Annotated in this window: 12 protein-coding genes and 1 pseudogene; 7 read left to right on the top strand and 6 right to left on the bottom strand. The window is 73.8% G+C overall.

Annotated features, from left to right (window positions below):
* Positions 1-138 precede the first annotated feature (138 nt).
* The 4 genes and pseudogenes from AB0M88_RS33940 to AB0M88_RS33925 form a co-directional block, all read left to right on the top strand.
* A pseudogene (locus AB0M88_RS33940) lies at positions 139-2,322 on the top strand ([protein-PII] uridylyltransferase); the annotation flags it as partial.
* A gap of 38 nt (positions 2,323-2,360) precedes the next feature.
* On the top strand, positions 2,361-4,820 hold the full coding sequence (locus AB0M88_RS33935) for a glycosyltransferase family A protein (protein ID WP_364109735.1): 2,460 nt from the start codon (positions 2,361-2,363) through the stop codon (positions 4,818-4,820).
* Positions 4,817-6,955: an acyltransferase family protein gene (locus AB0M88_RS33930; RefSeq protein WP_364109731.1), complete on the top strand. Its 2,139-nt coding sequence runs from the start codon at positions 4,817-4,819 to the stop codon at positions 6,953-6,955. Before AB0M88_RS33935 ends, AB0M88_RS33930 begins: the two co-directional genes overlap by 4 nt.
* Before the next feature lie 54 nt (positions 6,956-7,009).
* Positions 7,010-8,014, top strand: coding sequence for a class I SAM-dependent methyltransferase (locus AB0M88_RS33925; protein WP_364109729.1), 1,005 nt, complete (start codon positions 7,010-7,012; stop codon positions 8,012-8,014).
* Here the strand turns inward: AB0M88_RS33925 and AB0M88_RS33920 are convergent, their stop codons facing one another.
* The 5 genes from AB0M88_RS33920 to AB0M88_RS33900 all read right to left on the bottom strand — a co-directional run bounded on the left by AB0M88_RS33920 (position 8,015) and on the right by AB0M88_RS33900 (position 13,393).
* Complete coding sequence (locus tag AB0M88_RS33920) at positions 8,015-8,701, bottom strand: hypothetical protein (protein ID WP_364109726.1); 687 nt, start codon at positions 8,699-8,701, stop codon at positions 8,015-8,017.
* A complete protein-coding gene (locus tag AB0M88_RS33915; RefSeq protein ID WP_364109724.1) occupies positions 8,698-9,438 on the bottom strand; it encodes a hypothetical protein in 741 nt (246 codons plus the stop codon). Before AB0M88_RS33915 ends, AB0M88_RS33920 begins: the two co-directional genes overlap by 4 nt.
* Complete coding sequence (locus AB0M88_RS33910) at positions 9,438-10,541, bottom strand: hypothetical protein (RefSeq protein WP_364109722.1); 1,104 nt, start codon at positions 10,539-10,541, stop codon at positions 9,438-9,440. The genes AB0M88_RS33915 and AB0M88_RS33910 overlap by 1 nt, the downstream gene beginning before the upstream one ends.
* Entirely contained in the window at positions 10,538-10,852 is a 315-nt protein-coding gene (locus AB0M88_RS33905; RefSeq protein ID WP_364109720.1) for a hypothetical protein, read from the bottom strand. The genes AB0M88_RS33910 and AB0M88_RS33905 overlap by 4 nt, the downstream gene beginning before the upstream one ends.
* A gap of 264 nt (positions 10,853-11,116) precedes the next feature.
* Positions 11,117-13,393 carry a glycosyltransferase gene (locus AB0M88_RS33900; protein WP_364109718.1) on the bottom strand — a complete coding sequence of 759 codons (2,277 nt, stop codon included), beginning with the start codon at positions 13,391-13,393 and terminating at the stop codon, positions 11,117-11,119.
* A gap of 142 nt (positions 13,394-13,535) precedes the next feature.
* Here AB0M88_RS33900 and AB0M88_RS33895 point away from each other — a divergent pair, with 142 nt between their 5' ends.
* From AB0M88_RS33895 to AB0M88_RS33885, 3 genes are read left to right on the top strand one after another with little or no spacing between them, the layout of a single operon-like run.
* Positions 13,536-15,554 (top strand): glycosyltransferase, encoded by a 2,019-nt coding sequence (locus tag AB0M88_RS33895; protein ID WP_364109716.1) that lies wholly within the window; start codon positions 13,536-13,538, stop codon positions 15,552-15,554.
* Complete coding sequence (locus tag AB0M88_RS33890) at positions 15,538-16,155, top strand: hypothetical protein (RefSeq protein ID WP_364109714.1); 618 nt, start codon at positions 15,538-15,540, stop codon at positions 16,153-16,155. Before AB0M88_RS33895 ends, AB0M88_RS33890 begins: the two co-directional genes overlap by 17 nt.
* Positions 16,156-16,167: 12 nt before the next feature.
* Complete coding sequence (locus AB0M88_RS33885; RefSeq protein WP_364109712.1) at positions 16,168-17,796, top strand: hypothetical protein; 1,629 nt, start codon at positions 16,168-16,170, stop codon at positions 17,794-17,796.
* Here the strand turns inward: AB0M88_RS33885 and AB0M88_RS33880 are convergent.
* Complete coding sequence (locus AB0M88_RS33880) at positions 17,771-18,175, bottom strand: VOC family protein (protein ID WP_364109710.1); 405 nt, start codon at positions 18,173-18,175, stop codon at positions 17,771-17,773. The two genes, AB0M88_RS33885 and AB0M88_RS33880, sit on opposite strands and share 26 nt — an antisense overlap.
* Positions 18,176-18,177: the final 2 nt, after the last annotated feature.

The raw sequence follows: 18,177 nt of genomic DNA, 5'->3' as shown, positions 1-18,177 counted from the left end.
CCCGCCCTCCTCGTTGTAATGCCGTGGGGGGCGGGGGGGGGGGGACCCCCCCCCGCGCCCCCGCCCCGCGGGGCCGGCGGCTGGTACCAAACACTCCCCACCCACTGGGCCGCCCCCGCCGGCCCAACCGGGGGGGGGGCGCTCGACTCGTGGCTGGCCCGGCTCTTCCCGAGCCACCTGCCCGGCGTCAGCCTGCTGGCGGTGGGCGGGCTCGGCCGGCGCGACTGCGCCCCCTACAGCGACGTCGACCTGGTGCTGCTGCACAACGGGACGGCCGGGATCGACCGGATCGCGTCCGCGATGTGGTACCCGATCTGGGACGCCAAGGTCGCCCTCGACCACTCCGTGCGCACGCTGCCGGAGGCGCTCTCGGTCGCCCACGACGACGTCAAGGTCGCGCTCGGGCTGCTCGACGCGCGGCACGTGGCCGGCGACCCGGCCCTGTCGGGGGAGCTGATCTCGGCCGCGGCCGACCAGTGGAGGCGCACCGCCGTACGCCTGATGCCGCAGCTGCGCGAGCTGACGGCGGCCCGGTGGGCCTCGCACGGTGAGCTCGCCTTCCTCCTCGAGGGCGACCTCAAGGAGGCGGCCGGCGGCCTGCGTGACGTGACCATCCTGCGCGGCATCGGCCGGGCCGGCATCGCCGACACCCTGCGCCCGGTGGTCCGTGCGGCCAACCTCCGCCTCCTCGATACACGGGACGCGCTGCACCTCGCCGTCGGCCGCCGGGTCGACCGGCTGGTCGCCCAGGAGCGTGACGCGGTGGCGGAGCTGCTCGAACTCGACGACGGCGATGCGCTGCTGCGCCGGGTCGCCGGTGACGCCCGCACGATCGCGCACGCGGTCGACGACGCCTGGCGGGCCGTCGACCGGCTCCGGAGCGGCCGTCGCCGCGGCGCCCACTCACCGAGCAGCCAGTCACCGAGCAGCCAGTCACCCGGCAAGAGGCGCCCGGTCGCGCGGGACGTGGTCGAGCAGGACGGCGAACTGGTGCTCGCGCGCACGGCCATCGGCCCGGTGCCCGACCCCAGCCTGTCGCTGCGGGTGGCCGCCGCGGCCGCCACCACCGGCCTGCCGATCGCGCGGGCCACCAGCGAGTGGCTGGCCGCGTTCTCGCCCCCGCTGCCCAACCCGTGGCCGCCGGCCGCCCGGGCCTCCCTGGTCTCGCTGCTCGGCTCCGGTCCCGGCCTGCTGCCGGCCTGGGAGACCTGCGACCGGTACGGGCTGATCGACGCCTGGCTGCCGGAGTGGGCCCGGATGCGCAGCCTGCCCCAGCACCACCCGGTGCACCGCTTCACCCTCGACCGCCACCTGGTGCAGGCGGCGTACGAGGCGACCGCGTACACCCGCGAGGTGGACCGCCCCGACCTGCTGCTGATCGGCGCCTTCCTGCACGACGTCGGCAAGGGGTTGCCGGGCGACCACAGCATCGTCGGCGCCCCGGTCGCGGCCGAGATCGCGCGCCGGATCGGCCTGCCCCCGGCCGACGTGGCGACGGTCGAGAAGCTGGTGCGGCTGCACCTGTTGCTGCCCGATGTGGCGACCCGGCGCGACCTGAGCGACCCGGTGACGATCACGACGGTCGCCGGGGCGGTCGGCGACACCGCCACGCTCGACCTGCTGCACGCGCTGGCCCGGGCCGACTCGCGGGCCACCGGGCCGGCCGCCTGGTCGGACTGGAAGGGCCGGCTGATGGCCGAGCTGGTGAGCCGCGTGCACACCCTGCTCGACACGGGCCGGCCACCGTCGCCGCCCGACCCCGACCCGGAGCTGCTCACCGGCGACCTGCCGGCCGTGCACCTGGACGGCGACCGGGTGGCGGTGGCGGCGGCCGACCGGCGCGGCCTGCTCGGGGCGATCGCGGCCTGCCTGGCCATGCACCGGCTGGACGTGGTCGGGGCGAACACGTCCACGGTCGACGGCCGGGCGATCGTCGAGTTCTACACCGAGCCGCGCTACGGGTCGGCGTACGAACCGGTGGCGCTCGCGGCCGACCTGCGCCGGGTGGCGGCCGGCGACGTCTCGGTCACCCAGCGCGTGCGGGCCCGGGCGATGAGCGCCCGCGGCGGCACCGCCTCGCCGCGGGTGGTCTGGCAGCGTGACGCGGCGACCGACGCGGCCGTGCTCGAACTGCGGGCGGCCGACTCGGCCGGGCTGCTCTACCGGGTCGCGACCGCGCTCGACGAGGCGGGGGCCGAGGTGCGGGCGGCTCGCATCTCCACGCTGGGCGGCGACGTGGTCGACGCGTTCTACCTCGTCGGCTCGTGGGCCGACGCGGACGAACGGGAGCGGGTGGGCGCCGCGGTCCTGGCGGCCGTATAGAGCGTCACCGAAGACGCGGCGCGGGCGTTGAGCCGGGCATGTCCGACGGGTTGCTCGACGACCACATCCGGGTGATCGGCTCCGGCCTGCGACTGGCGCTGACCGCCACCGCGTCCCGCAACCGGTCGCTGGACGCCCGCCGGCTGCTTGCCCGGGCGGCGCTGGGTCAGCCCGGATCGGGCGACGCCGGCACGCTGGAGGAACTGCTGGCCGCGGCTCGGGCCGGCGACCGCCGGTGGCTGCGCCGGATCCGGCGCAGCACCGACTCGGGGTTGCTCGCCGCGGTCGCGCAGACGATCGCGCTGCAGGAACAGCTGCCGGAGGACCGGGACGACGCGCTCGCCCTCTACGAGCTGATCCGGCGGGCGCTCGGCGGGCGCGCGCTGACCCCGGCCAACCAGGCCCTGCACGCCCAGCTGACGCTCGCCTACCGCGGGCCCGAGGCGGCCCGGCGGCTGCTGCGGGACTACCGGGAGATCCGCGACCCGGCCCGGACCGGGCTCGAGATCGACCTGCTCAACCCGTTCGCCGGGGACCGGCCGGCCGGGCCGTGGCTGGACGCCTTCCGGCGGCTGCTGCCGCCCCCGGTCATCGAACTGAGCGAGCAGCGGCAGCACGAGCCGTTCGACCGGTTGACCGCGGCGCCGGTGGAGAAGATCGAGACGCCGCACCGGGTGTCGGTCGTGGTGACCGCGTACCGGCCCGACCAGGGGCTGCTCACCGCGGTGTCGTCGATCCGGGCCCAGAGCTGGGCCAACGTGGAGATCGTCATCGTCGACGACGCCTCGGGAGGGGAGTACGACGAGGTGCTGGCCCGGGCGGTCGCGATGGGCGAGCGGATCCGGTTGGTCAGGCTGCCCGGGAACAGCGGCACCTACGCCGCCCGCAACGCCGGCCTCGACGCGGCCGGCGGCGAGTTCGTGGCGTTCCAGGACAGCGACGACTGGTCCCACCCGCGGCGGCTCGAGTTGCAGGTCAAGCCGCTGCTCGCCGACCGGCGGCTGGTCGCGACCACCTCGGACGGTCTGGCCGTCACCGACCAGCTGCTGCTCACCCGGCCCGGAGTGCGCAGCGGGCGGTTCAACCCGTCCTCGTTGCTGTTCCGGCGCTCGGTGGTGATGAACCAGATCGGCTACTTCGACCGGGTGCGCAAGGCCGCCGACTCCGAATACATCGGGCGCATGCAGGCCACTTTCGGCCCGCGAGCCGTACGCCACCTGGAGTCGGCGTCCCCGCTCGCGCTGATCCGCCTGTCGGCCGGGTCGCTGTCCCGCTCCGAGATCAAGCCGCACTGGATGCACCCCGGGCGGACCGCCTACAGCTCGGCCTACCTGCGCTGGCACCAGCTGATCGGTGCGGGTGCGGTCTCGCCCTACCGGCCGGCCGACGGCGGCGAGCGGCCGTTCGCGGCCCCGGCCCATCTGCTCGGCTCTTCTCCGGCCGACTTCGAGTTCGACCTCGTGGTGGTCGCGGACTGGCGCTTTCTGGAGAGCGCCCAGCGGACCGCGATCGACGAGATGCGCACGTGCGCGGCGGCCGGGCTCCGGGTGGCGGTGCTGCAGCTGGAGTCGTACCGGGCGGTCCACCTCAAGCGGATCCCGCTGGCCGCGCCGGTGCAGGACATGATCAACGACGGCACGATCGCCCAGGTCGCGGCCGGTGACCCGGTGCGGGCGGAGGTGGCACTGGTCCGGCAGGCGGCGGTGCTGCAGTTCACGGACGGGATGCGGAGCGGGATCACGGCCGGCCGGGTCATCGTGGTGGCCGATCGCGCCCCGGCCCGGGCCGACGGGACCGATCGGCGCTACGAGCCCGCGACCTGTTCCGCCGCCGCGCGACGGCTTTTCGGAACCGACCCCGAATGGGTCACTCAGGACGCCGGGGTGCGGGCCCGATCGCGTACGGAAAACGAGCGCGACTGGCCCACCGTGCTGATCCCACCGGGTTGGGTCGAGGAGCGGTCCGGCGCCTCGCGCGGGCCGGTACTGGCCGGAGTCGATCTGTGTGACGCCGCGAACTGGCCCTCCGACGTCGCCGAAACCCTGGCCGTGTGCCGCCGGCTGCCCGAGGCTGACATCCGGGTGCGGCTGCCCGACCGGCCCCGCGACATGCTGAACATCGCCCTGGCCCGCGGATGGCTCGGCTACGAGGCGTCCGACATCGGGGCGCGGCCGTTCCTGCACCAGCTCGACTTCTATCTGCATTTCCCGCCGCCCGGAGCGGCCGAGCACTACTCGCGGCCGGCCCTCGAGGCGGCCGCGATGGGATGTGTGGTGGTGACCCTGGAGCGATTCGCCGACCTCTACGGCGACGCGGCGGTCTATTGCACGCCGGACGAGGTGCCGCACCTGGTCGCGCGCTACCGGGCCGATCCGGTGCTCTTCGCCGAGCAGAGCCGTCGCGCCCGGGCGGTGGTCGCGCGGGCGCATGACCCGGCCGCGGTGGTCGAGCGGATTCCCGTAACGACGGCTGCCGGGCGCCCGTTACCGATGGTGTGATCGGCACCCTCGTACGGCCCGCCCGACCGGCCTCGAAGGCCGGGCCGATCGCCTCGCCGGCCCGGCACCGGCCCGATATCCAAGGGCTGCGGGCCGTCGCGGTGCTGCTCGTGGTGCTCTCGCACGCCGGGGTGCCGGGGCTGGCCGGCGGCTATGTCGGGGTCGACGTCTTCTTCGTGATCTCCGGCTTCCTGATCACCGGCCTGCTGCTCCGGGAGCGGCTGGCCGCCGGGCGCCTGTCGTTGGCGCGGTTCTATGCGCGGCGGGCGGTCCGGCTGCTGCCGGCCTCGGCGCTGGTCTCCGTGGTGACGCTGGCGGCGTCGTGGCATTGGCTGCCGCCGGCCCGGATCGCCGGGCTGGCCTATGACGCGCTCTCGGCGGCGGGCTATGCCGTCAATTTGCGGCTGGCCGCGGTGGCCACCGACTACTTCGCCAATCCGGCGCCGTCGCCGTTTCAGCATTTCTGGTCGCTGGCGGTGGAGGAACAGTTCTATCTCGGCTGGCCGTTGCTGATCGTCGTCGTTCTGTTCTTCGGGCGGTTGCGGGCGCTGGCCGGTGTCCTGTCGGTGCTCGTGGCCGGGTCGCTGGTCTACAGCGCGTTCGAGTTGACGCGGGACGCCCCGGCGGCCTATTTCGGGTTGCCCAGCCGGGCCTGGGAACTCGGGGTGGGGGCGCTGGTCGCCCTGTGGACAACCGCGAGAAAACGTCAGACCCCGGGAGGAGAGTCGGCCCCACCCGAGACGGGGTGGGGGTGGTCTGTGGCGCGCCCCGAACACCATCAAATGATCAAGGCAGCGCTCGGATGGGCCGGGCTGGCGGCGATCGTCGCGTCGGCCGTCATGCTCGGCGACGACTCCCCGTTCCCCGGGCTCGCGGCGCTCCCACCGGTGCTCGGCGCGGCCCTCGTCATCGCCGCCGGCGGCCCGGGCAGGCTGCTCAGCCTGCGCCCGCTCACCCGCATCGGTGACTACTCGTACAGCCTCTACCTCTGGCACTGGCCGCTGCTGATCATCGGGCCGGCGGCGGTCGGCCACGACCTCGGACTCGGCGAACGACTCGGGCTCTGCACCGCCGCACTCGGGCTCGCCGCGCTGACCTACCACCTGGTGGAAAACCCGGTGCGGCATCGCCGGGCGCTCACCGCGAAGCCGACCCGCGGGCTCGGAACCGGGCTCGGACTCTCCGGGGCCACCGCGGGCATTGCCGCACTGGCGCTGGCCTTTCCGCCCGCGGTGCCGACCGGCGGCATCGCGCCGGACACCCGGGCGGCGCTGCGCACCGCCACCAACCCGACGGCCGAACTGGGCCATCTCATCGATACGGCCGAGGGCGTACGCCGGGTGCCCGACAACCTCGTGCCCACGCTCACCGCCGCACCCCGCCAACAGCTCACACCGCAGGCCGACGGCTGCCATCAGAGCGTGGCGAGCGCCGTACGGCAGCCGGCCTGCACCTACGGGCCGGCCGGGGCGACCAGAACCGTCGTCGTGGTCGGCGACTCGCACGCGCTGCAATGGTTCCCCGCGTTCGAGAACCTGGCCGAGCGCGACAACTGGCGACTGGTCTCGCTGACCCGCAGCTCGTGCCTGCCCGCCGACCTGACGATCCGCAACGCCTGGATGAAGCGCCGCTACACCGAATGCGAGGACTGGCGCACGTGGGCGCTCGGCCGCATCGACACGCTCCGGCCGGACATGGTCGTCATCGCCACCGACACCAACTATCCGGGAATGCTGGTCGGGCACCCGGCCGACCCGGACCGGCTCTGGTCCGACGCCTGGGCGCGGCTGTTCACGCGCCTCAAGGCAGCGACCAAGCACGTGGTGCTGCTCGCCGACACCCCGACGCTGAGCACCGATCCGCTCGACTGCCTGGGCAGCAACGGCCACGACATCACGGCCTGCACCGAGCCGGCCGCGACCGTGCTGCGCGACCCGGCGTGGCGGGCCGAGGTGCGGGACGCGGCCCGCAAGGACGGGGTGCCGGTGGTCGACCCGACGCCGTGGCTGTGCGGCCGCAACTGCCCGCTGGTCGTCGGCAACCTGCTCGTCTATCGCGACACGAATCACCTGACCGGTGCATACGCCGAAATGCTCAGCCCCGTGCTCGGCGCAAGCCTCCCCCACCTGCCGTAACGACGTCGGTGACCTTCGCGTTAGCGAAGTTGTGACGCCATCGGAGAGATCAACATGAGGCGGGCGCTGAGGTACGCGAAGCGGCTTTCCGGCCTGTCCGTGCGGCAGCTGGCGGGCCTGCTGGGCGGCGTGGTGATCTGCGCCGGCGTCGCGGTGGCCGCGATGATCGGGCAGGCGGCCGTCGCCACCTGCCTGCTCGCCCTGCTGCTGGCCGGCGCGGTGGCCGGGGTGATCCACCTGTCCCGGCGGATCGGCGGGGTGCAGCGGGCGACCCAGGATTCGGTACGCGACCTGCGCCTCGTCGTCGAACAGGTGCAACGCCGCGTGCTCGCCTCGGTCGAACGCGAACGGCTGGCCGCCGGCGACCGGCACTTGGAGCTGACCGAGGCCCTGGCCCGCACCGAACGGCTCACCGGCCGGGGCGCCGAACTGCTGCTGCGCGAGCAGAGCCGGGAGATCGAGGCGCTGGTCCAGCTGTTCCAGCGGGTGACCCCGCGGGCGCCGATGCCGGCCGGCGCGGCCCTGCAGCCGACCGACCTGCTCGGCCTGGTGCACGTGGCGGCGACCCGGCAGCCCGGTCTGACCGTGGTGCTGGGCAGCGGGCCGTCGACGATCTGGCTCGGCTATGCACTCGAAGGGGGGGACCGGCGGCTGATCGCGGTCGACCACGACGAGGCGCGAGCCGCCGGGACGCGGGCGACGCTGGCCGCGCACGGCCTGACCGCGGTGGAGGTGCGGCATGCCGCGCTGGCCGAGCTGCGGGTCGACGGCAAACCGGTCGACTGGTACGACGTGGACGCCCTCGACGGGCTGCAGGACATCGATCTGCTCGTGGTCGACGGGACCGTCGCGCCCGGGGCGGACGCTCTGGCGCCCGCGTTGCACGTGCTCGGACGCCGCCTGGCGTCCGGAGCGGCGGTCGTCGTCGACGAGGTGCCGGCGCCTTCAGTCGCGCCGCGACAGGGCGGAGGGTTTCCGTTGACCGCTCAGCGGCGGCTCGCCGGGCGCTGGACGACGCTGACCTACGGGACGGCGGTCCCGGCCGGTCGTTCGGGCTGATCAGAGGTGATAACGGCGCGGGTGGTGCTGTTCGGGCAGCGTGGGCGCGGTGGAACGGAACGCGGGCGACCGCTGGACGGCCTGCCGGAGCTCCCGCGGACGCCGCGTCGGCACTATCCAGATCGCACTCTCGACGCCGGAGTCGAGGTGTCGCCGGCCGCCGTAGAACCGCGACGCCGAGGTGGCCGGCACCGTGGCCCGGGCGGGGTCGACCTGCACGACCAGTGCCGCCCGCATGAACGGGGCGGTGAGCACTCCCTTGTGCAGCCGGGAATTCATCGGCTTGCCCCACCGGTTGGTCGGTGCCACCAGCGCGACAGCGTGCCGGATCCGATCCAGCTCGGCCTTTTCGGCGGCCACGGTGATGCTGACGACGCCGTCCCACGGGCAGCTGAACAGGCCCCACGCCTCATGCACCGCGCTGATCCGGCGCGCCCGCCTGGACAAAACCGCCCCGATCCGTACGCCCTCGGCGTCGACCCGGATGCCGGTCGGCCAGTTGCGGTAGACCATCGTCCACGTGATGACCAGGAGGTAGCCGACGATGCCGAGCAGTGGCGCGGCGACCGCCCAGAGATGGCTCCGGACACCGAGCAGAAGCAGCAGCACCAACGCCGTGTTCGGCACGACGAGAAACCAGGCGACGAAGCGGCCGTTGAACGCGCAGTACTTCTCGATGTAGCTCACCGAGCCGCATCTCCCGGGCCGGTGGCGAACGCGGCGCCGATGACCTCGGCCAGGCCGGCCTTGTCGACCGGTGCACCGGCCGGTTGCCCGTCGGGGCCGAGCAGGCCGGCGGTGGTTCCGTCCCCGCGGACGGTCACGGTCTGCTGGAGCGGCTCCCGGCCGGGGCGGACGACGATCACCGTCCTGGGAGCCGCGGCCGGGCGGATCACGAACTCGGCCAGCAACTGCGCGGCCATCGGGGGGGACATGAGCTGGTAGTCGTACAGCGCGCCCAACGGCCCGAAGTCGCGCTTGGGATGCGGCACCGACGTCGGCACCTCGACCACCATCGCCCGGACCGGCTCGGCCGGGCCGGCGATCGGGAAGACCTTGAGGCTCCGGCCGTTGCCCGCCGGAGCCACCGCTACGAACGGCGGCCCAGCCATCGCCGCCAGCACCAGGCCGAACTCGGGCGACACCGGATATTCGTCGCCGCCGTCCTCGGGCGGAAGCAGCAGCCCGCGCCCGAGCAGGCTGGGGATTCCGGCCTCTACGAACTGCCGCCGTCTCCGGCGCGACATCTTCCCGTACGCCCGGGCCGGAACCTCGTCGAACATCGAGTACGCCTGAGCGCCCACCAGGCAGAGGTGCATCGCCGAGACGATCGCCAGCGGCACGACGTCGGTGGCCGACCGGTCGATCAGCTGCTGCGCCTCGTCGGTGCGGACGTCGGCCCCGGACCACCGGATGTCGCTCATCAGAACAGACCTTTCACGATGGCGTGCCCGATGCCCTTGGCCACGCTGACGGTGGCGTGCCCGGCCGCCGATGCGACGTGCGCGATCTGCTGGCGATGGTCATAGACGAAGTCGCCGGCCAGATAGAGGCCGGTGGCGCCGGCCACCACCTCCCCGACCCCCGGAATCCAGTCGGCCGAAGCGTTCGCCGCGATCAGCGCCGTCGTGATGCCGGCCGCGTTCGCCCCGGCGACGACCCGGTCGACCGTGCCCCGGGCACCCTGGTCCGGCGGCTCGATCTCGATGCCGACGTCGGCGACCAGCCCCAGCGCCCCCAGCCCCGTCGAGATGCCCCGGACCGCGCCGAGGTTGCCCGAGGCCGTCCGCACCAGCCCACTGAGATCGGCGAAGTCGTCGCCGGCCTTCTCGGTCTGGTTGGCCATGGCGATCAACTTGGCGCCGGCTTCGCTCAGCTTTCCCTCGGACTGAAGCTCCTCGACTTCCTTCAGGCCGTCGTCGATGTCCTCGAGCCATTCGCCCGGCTGGGCCGCGTGTTCCCGCAACACGCTCAGCCATTTGTCGGCCAGGACGAGATCGAGCGGCGCGAGCACCTTCTCGATGGCCGCGCGGACCGGTTCGCTCTCTTCCCACCAGGTCTTGTACCAGGCCTCGGTCTCCTCGGCCTCGGCCGTCTCGGCCGTGCCGCTCCCGTCCACCTCCCGCTGGGCGAGTTCGGCGGCGGTCGTAGCGGTGACCGCCGCGGTCGGCACCTCCTGCGGGGTGGCCGCCATCGCGGCCTGGTTGGCCGCGGCGACCTTCTGCTGCGCGGCCGACAGCACCGCGGCGTGCCGGCGGGCGGCCGCGGCCAGCGCCCGCAACCGGGCCGACGCCTCGCCCACCGGGCGGCCCACCGCGGTGCTGAACGACGTGTACGCCTCGGCCGCGTCCCCGCTCCACTGCGCCCGGTCGCGGACGTCCGCCGTAGTGCTGCGGGTCGAGCCGGCCAGGCCGTCGAAGTCGGCCGCGCACGCGTCCAACTCGTCGGCGTACCGGTAGAGGGCAGCCGGGTCGCCCGCGGGCGGCGCTGGCAGCGTGTAGGTGCCGCCTCCGTCGGTGTCGTTCACGACGGTGGCCGCCCCGCTGCGGAGACGCGCTGCGCGGCGTTGCCGTCGCTGGTCGCGTATTCGGTCGCCGTCGCCGCCAGTGAGTCCTGGATGTGCTGGTAGAGCGCGTCCAGCTCGGTCAACCGCTGCGCGTTGAGCTGGTTGACCCGCCCCAGCGCGACCGCGAACCCGCTGTGCCCGGCCGCGGTGGCCATGCCAGTCAGCGCCTCGGCGACGCGCTGGGCCAGCGCGACCGCGTCCGGGCCGAGCTTTCCCCAGGACCCGGCGGCGGCGCCGAGTTGTTCGTGATGGACACCGACAGTGCTGCTCACGAAGTGCCTCCCCTCGCACTCACTGCCACCGTACAGGCAGGTCACCACCCCTTTTGACTAGACGAACGTCGATATAGAAGGGGTTGCGGCACAGCCAAATGGCCCCTGCCGCGGGGGACGGCAGGGGCCAATATGTCGCGGGGTGCAGGGGAGGCTTCCCGCGACAATCGGACCGGCGGGGGCCGGTCCGAACTCTCTGGTGTTGTGCCCAGATAGATCGGACGCGGGCCGCCCGGCATGACTCTTAGAACGGGAGTACGCCGGTCATCCTCGGGTTGCCAAACGGGCTACGCGGGCGGCGTACAGGTCGTGGCCGTGGTGGCGGTGCACGAAGCGCGGCCCGCGCGCGCTCTGCTCCCGCAGCGCCTTCCGGTCGACGTGTAGCGATCCCACGGTCTGGGCCACCTCGTCGGGTTCGCAGTAGACCGCCGCCTCGCCGAACGTCGCCGCGTACCGGTAGGGGAGGACCAGCACGCAGCCGGCGGCCAGGGCGGCCAGCAGGTCCGGGTCGGGGTCGGCGGGGGCGTCCGATTCGGGCAGGTGCAGGTAGAAGTCGACCTGGTAGAGGAACGAGCGCAGGCTGACCTCGGCCGGCCCGTAGACCAGCCAGCTGCGCGGGGGGCCGAATCTTCCGAAGGCTCCCGGCGCCGATCCGGCGCCGTCGAGCAGGCGTACGTCGAGGCGGCCGGTGTCGGGCAGTTCTTCCCGTAGCCGGCGCCACTCGGCCCGGCCGCCCCGGCAGTGGCGTCCGATCACCGGCCGGTCGGCTCGGGGGCCGCGCCGGTCGAGCCGCCACTGGGTGGCGTCGACGGTGCCGGGCAGGTCGACGCCGGTGATCTGGTCGGTGTCCAGGGTGCCGGTGAGGCGGCGGCGGCCGTCCGGGCCGGCCGGGGCCCACAGCGGCCGGCGGCCGAACAGGCGGCGGGCGGCGGCCGCGGCTGAGCGGGACGCCGTCGACGACTCGATGACGACGCGCTGGGCGCGTACGCCGCCGGCCAGGTCGGGGGCGTGCTGGAGGACGCGGGAGGAGCGGACCACGACGAGCCGGGCGCGGACGTCGTCGGTCAGTTCGACCTGGGTCAGCTCACCCTCGTTGATCAGGTCCTGGACGGCCGGGTCCAGGTTGCGGGGGCCGTCGCGCAGGTTGGTCAGCGCGTCCAGTTGCATCAGGGCGGCCCGCTGGCCGCGCGCGGTCAGGGCCCGCAACTGCCCGGTTCCCGCGGCTCCGGCGCCTCCGGCGGTTGTCCAGTCGCCGGCGAGGATCACGTCGTACGCCCGGGCGCCGGTCTCGCCGCGAAGCCGGCGCGGCGCCGCGAACGCCCGGGGTTGCAATGGCCTCGCTTCGCCGGAGGTGATCCGGGTGTGCCAGGCCTGGAAGGCCGACAGGTAGGAGCGGCGGGCCGGGTGCATCCAGCCGACCCGGTAGTCGGCGCTGGAGAGCGAGCCCGCCGAGAGCCGGATCAGCGCGAGCGGGGCGCCTCCGAGGTGCCGGGTCGCGGGCCGGCCGAAGACCGCGCGGGCCCGTTCGACGTATTCGGCGTCGGCGCCCTTGCGGACCGGGTCGAGGTAGCCGACCTCGGTCAGCGCCCGCACCCGCCGGATCATCAGCGAGGAGAGGTTGTACGACCGGGTCGCCGGGACGCCGGGCCGGGTCACCAGCAGGTCGGGGGTGACCCGCATGCCGGCCGAGGTGGTGGAGAAGACCGTCTCGTCGGCCAGCAGCGGGGCGACCTGGCGTTCCAGGCGCAGCGGGTGGGACCAGTCGTCGGAGTCCTGGAAGGTGACGAATTCGCCGGTCGCCGCGTCGAGGCCGGCGTTGCGGGCCACGTAGGTGCCGCCGTTGGTGACCATCCGGATCACTTTGACGCGCGGGTCGAGCGCGGCGGCGGCCCGCAGTACGGCGTCGAATTCGGCCGGCGAGCCGTCGTCGACGACCAGGATCTCGTGGTTGGTCCAGGTCTGGGCGACCAGGGAGCGTACGGCGGTGAGGAGCGAAGCGTCGGGCCGCCACGTGGTGACGATGGTGGTGATGCGGCGCGGGTGTCCGATGCGTTGCGCGCCGCCCGTGGTCAGACGGTCGATTGCTTCGCCGGGGCCGTCTTCCACGCGTACGCCCGGAGCCGGAAGCAGTCTCGCGAAGCCCGCGCCCCACCCGGGGTTGTCGTCGGCGTAGCCGGCGTGGGGGTTGCGCAGGTCGAGTTCGAGCGCGGTTCGGATCGGCTCGGCGACGTCCGCGTATTCGGCCAGCAGCGTGGCCGCGAGCGTGCGGTCTCCGGCCGTGAACGCGAGTTGGGCGTGCAGGCCCTGGTGTGACGGGCCGATCGTGGCGTTGCGCCGGAGCCGGGCCAGGATGGCCAGCGCGTCCGCCTGGTCGTCGGCCCGCAGGTCCTGCAGCGCGATGACCCGGGCCAGTTCGCCGGCCACCCACGGGTCGGCGTCGGCGACTCCGCTTCCCGAGACGATGTCGGCCGGTGAGGCCGCTCCGGCCGCGCGGGCCAGTGGTCCGCGGGCCGCGATCGACCGGGCATGCAGGGCCGCCACGGCGAGAGGGTGCGGCGCTGTCGGTTCGCTCATGGACGTTGGTCGGCCTCTCGCTCGGAACTGATGCTCGGAGAGTTCAACGAGGCAAGCGCTCGGGTGAATTGTCCGTATCGCCCCCTTGGTTCCTCTCGTTTGACCGACCATGACCTCCTACGACGTCGCCATCCTGTCCGACCTGCGATATCCGGGCGGCAACTCGGCGAGCATCGTCGCGGAGGTCCGCGCCCAGGCCGCGGCCGGTCTGACCACCGTGCTGATCCACGTGCCGTCCCCGCACCTGCGGCACGCCCGCCCGTTCCAGGCCGAGATCGTCGCCTGCCTGCGCGACGGGCTGGCCGACCTGGCCCACGACGACGAGGAGATCACCGCGGCGGTCCTGCTGATCCGGCAGCCGCGCATCTTCACCGAGGATCTGGCCCGCGTCCCGTCGATCCGCGCCGGGCACACGATCGTCGTGCTCAACCAGCCGCCGGGCGACGAGACCGGCGACGAGCGGTACTACGTGTTCTCGTCGGTGCGGGAGCGGGTCGAGAAGTATTTCGGCCCTGACGTGGTCTGGGCGCCGATCAGCCCCCAGGTGCGGGAGAACGTGCTGCGGGTGGCCCCGCGCACGACGCTGCCGGACACCGACTGGCACGAGATCATCGACGTCGCCGCCTGGGCGGTCGACCGGCGCCGCACGCCCGGCTCGCCGCCGGTCATCGGCCGCCACGGGCGCCCCGACCCGGTGAAATGGCCGCGGGATCCGAGTGAGCTGCTGCAGGCTTACCCGGACACCACGGAACTCAAGGTCCGCTTTCTCGGCGGCGGCGAGATCGGCGTACGCCGGCTGGGCCGTCGCCCGTCGTCGTGGGACGTCGTCGAGTTCGGGGCCGAGACCCCGCAGGAGTTCCTCGGCTCGCTCGACTTCTTCGTCTACTTCCACGACCCGGACTGGGTCGAGGCGTTCGGGCGGACCATCCTCGAGGCGATGGCCAGCGGGGTGCCGGTCATCGTGGCGCCGCACTTCCGGGCCATGTTCGGGGAGGCGGCGCTCTACACCGACCCGGCGGGCGTCCGGGATCTGGTCCGCCGCCTGCACGCGGACCGGCCGGCGTACGAGGCCCTGGTCGCCCGGGCCCGTTCGTTCGTGACCCAGCGCTACGGCAGCGCGTCCCATGTGGCCCGCCTGGCCTCGCTCGGAGTGGTGGCCCGGCGGCGGCCCCTGGTTCCGCCGGCCCCGCTCGTCGCGCGGCAGCCCCGCCGGGTGCTGTTCGTCGGCGACGACGTGGACCGGTTCCGGGCGATCGCCGCCCACCTGCCGCCCGAACTGGAACCGGTCGTCGTGGCCGGATCGGCGTGCCTGCCGGACGCGCACGAGGCCGGCCTGCTGACCGAATACCTCCCGTCGGCGGCCGATCTGGGCGTGCCGGCGGCCCGGTGGACCGCGTTCGTGCGGGACCGCCTGCGGCACCTGGTCTCGTTGTACGGCCCGCGCGCGGTGCTGGTCGGTGGCCTGCCGCACGACGGCATCATGGCCGCGCTCGACGACTGCCCGGCCACCCGCTGGCTCTGGCTGCGCCCGGCGATGTGGAAGCGGGGCACCGGATCCGGCTGGGCGGCGCGCGGGCCCTCGTTCCACGGCATCCTCGAGCCGGGCGAGTTCGCGGCCGGCGGCGACGAGGGCTGGACCACGACCAGCCGGGCCGGGGTGGCGACGGTCGCGCCGATCACCAACCTGCCGTCGCGCCTGCCGCGCCGGTCCCGGGACGCGCACACGATCCTGTGCCGGGGTCTGGAGGTGTCGCTGCCCGGGTTCCGGCCGACCACCGATCTGAGCGACGCGACCCTGGCCGTCGCGCGGGCCGACTACGCGTCGTTCCACGAGCTGATCGGGGCGCGGGTGCCGACGGTCTTCGTCCCCTCGGCCGCGGCGCACGACGACGAGCTGGCCCGGGCCCGGTTCGCCGATGCGGCCGGGGTTTCCCTGTGCGCCACCGACGACGACGAACTGGCCGCCGCCCTGGACCGCCTGACCGAGCCTTCGGTGCGGGCGGCGCTGCGGCGGCGGTGCACGGAGCTGGCGTTCGGCAACGGCGCCGCCGACGCGGCTCTCTGGCTGGCCGGACACTGCCGCGGACGATCGGAAGAACGGGAGGCCGACCTTGCTGGACACCGATGATCTCGCGGTCGCTCGATGGCAGGTGGCCACGCTCACCGGGCGGTTGCGCTGCGTCGAGGACGAACGCGACGCGGCGGTCCGGGACCGGGACCGTACGCACGACCTGGTGCTGCGCCTGCGACGCAGCCGCTCGTACCGGATCGGGCGCCTCCTGACCGAGCTGGCCCGCGACCCGGTCCGCCACGGGCCGGCGCTGGTGTGCCGGGCCGCCCGCCGGGTGCGCCGGCGCCCGCCCGCCGCGCCGTCGCGCACCCGGCGGGCCGCGCACCCGGCCCCGGCCTCGGCCCGCTTATACGTGGCGGTCGGGCTGTCCCGCAGCGACTCGCAGGCCCTGGTCCGGGCCCTGCGCCAGCGGATCGTCGTCGACGGCGACCACCTCCCGGTCGTGGTGACCGACCAGCCGGCGCTGCGCGGCCTGCAGGTGCCGGGCGTGGTGCTGGAGTACGTGCCCGACCCGGAGACCTGGTCCCGGCACGACCCGGGCGAGGACTGGGAGTCGCTGCTGGCCGGGCGGGTCGCTCAGCTGTGCCGCGACCACGGCGCGAACCGGGCCGTGGTGGTCGATCCCCGCGATCCGCCGACCCTGGCCCGCTTGCTGTAGACCGTCACCGGGGTGGTCGCGGGGTCGTTGGGCTGCAACGTGGCCGCACCGATCGTCGACGTTCCGCTTCCGCTGCGCACCGAGCCGATTCTGGTCGCGAGGCCGCAGGTCGGGGCGGTGTGGCGGCGTACGGTGCTGCGGGCCGTGACGGTGCCACTGGTGGTGCTGTCGCCGATCGTGGCGCTGGCGCCGACCGCCGACCACCGGTTCAACATCTACTGGCACGGGGCGCTGTTCCGGGACGACCCGCTGCGGATCGTGCCCGACACCGTCCACTCGCTGCCCGGCTATCTGAAGGCGGGCAACTTCCGGCCGCTGGGGCGGATGCTCGAGAAGCTGGTCGATCTGGCCGCGTACGTGCTGGCCGACGTCTTCGGGATTCCGGCCAACGTGGCGTTCCGGCTGGTCGAGATGGTCGGCGCGGTGCTGCTCAGCCTGGCCGTGCTGGTGCTGGCCGAGAGCGTGCTCGCATCCGGGCCGGTCTTGCGCCGCCCACCGTCCACAGTGGCCGCGCTGCTGCCGTTCGCGGTCGGGGCCGGGTTCGTGGCGGCCGGGCGGTCGAGTCCGGTCGTGCTGTTCGGCGGGCTCTACTTCACCTCGTCCGCGCTGGTGTTCGCGGTGGCGGCGGCCGTGGCCCGGAAAGCGCCGGACCGGGCGGTGCGCCGACGCTGGATCGTTCCCCTCCTGCTGGGCGGGGCGGCGCTCGCGAGCTTCAACGAGATCGCGTACTTCGCCCTGCCGCTGGCGACCGTCGCGGCGGCGGCCCGGGGGCGGTACGTGCTCGGCGTACCGTGGCGCCGCCTCGCCCAGGGCGGGTCCGCGAGGCTGCTCGCCCTGCTCTGGCTCGGGTTCCTGCCGGTCTTCGTGGCCGTCCGGGTGGTGATCGCCCGCGACTGCGCGGCCGGCGCCTGCTATCGCGGCTCCGACGTGCACCTGAGCGGCGCGGTCGCGGCCACCCTGCCCGAGCGGATGGCCGCCTGGTTTCCGCCGCTGATGTGGCAGAGCGCGGTGCAGGGTCATCACCACTGGATCGCCGGTGTGGTACTCATCCTGGCCCTGGTGGTGCTCGCCGCGCTGGCGGTGCACGCGGTCCGCGACCTTCCCCGACTGTCCCCTGTGGACGCAAGGGGAGCGGCGAGCCTGGCCGTCACCGCGGCCGCGCTGCTCGTGCTCGGCGCCGCGCTCGGGGCGCTCAACGCCGACGTGCAGCAGATCGTCGCCGCTCACCGCTGGGGCCAGGGCTGGCGGGACACCGCGTCCACCGCCCCGGCCGGCGCCCTGCTGATCGCGGCGGCCGCCCACCTGATGTCACCGAAGCGGTGGCTGCTGACCGGGCTGATCGGCGTGCTCGCCCTCGGCGGCACCGTGTCGGCGGCAGCCAACAAACGCTTCCGCGACACCGTGATGAACACGCCCGCGGCCCGCCTCGACGACCGGCTCGCCCAGGCGATGGCCGACTTCGACCCGACCCCGGCCGGGCAGGCCCGCCGATGCGAGCTGCGGGACGAGTTCTTCGCGATGTTCGCGTCGACGCCGTTCTCGCTGCGACGCTTCGACCAGGCCTTCGACACGGCGGCCGAACAGCGGGCCGGGCAGCGGTTCTGTCCTACTTCCGCTACTTCTGCTCGAGGACGCGGATAGCGTTGCCGAACGGGTCGCGCAGGCCCATGTCGGTGCCGTAGAAGTGGTCGGCCGGCTCCTGGGTGAAGTCGGTGACGCCCTGTTTCCGGAGTGACTCGTAGAGGCCACGCACGTCGTCGCAGATGAGCACCAGGCCGTTCAGGGCGCCCTTGGAGACCAGTTCGCGGATCTGCGCCGCGGTCGCCTCGTCGTGCAGCGGAGCGCCCGGAGTCTCCAGCTGGATCTCGGTCTCGGCGCCGGGGACGCGGACGGTCAGCCAGCGGTACTCGCCCTGCCGGACGTCGTTGCCCTTCTCGAGCCCGAGCTTGCCGACGTAGAAGTCGAGCGCCTCGTCCTTGTCGAGGACGTAGATCGAGGCGACGTTCAGTTTCGTGATCATTA

Source organism: Actinoplanes sp. NPDC051411 (assembly GCF_040682075.1).
In the GTDB taxonomy this organism is placed as follows: domain Bacteria; phylum Actinomycetota; class Actinomycetes; order Mycobacteriales; family Micromonosporaceae; genus Actinoplanes.
The sequence above is the reverse complement of the archived record's forward strand: the minus strand, read 5'-3'. Positions and strand labels throughout refer to the sequence as shown.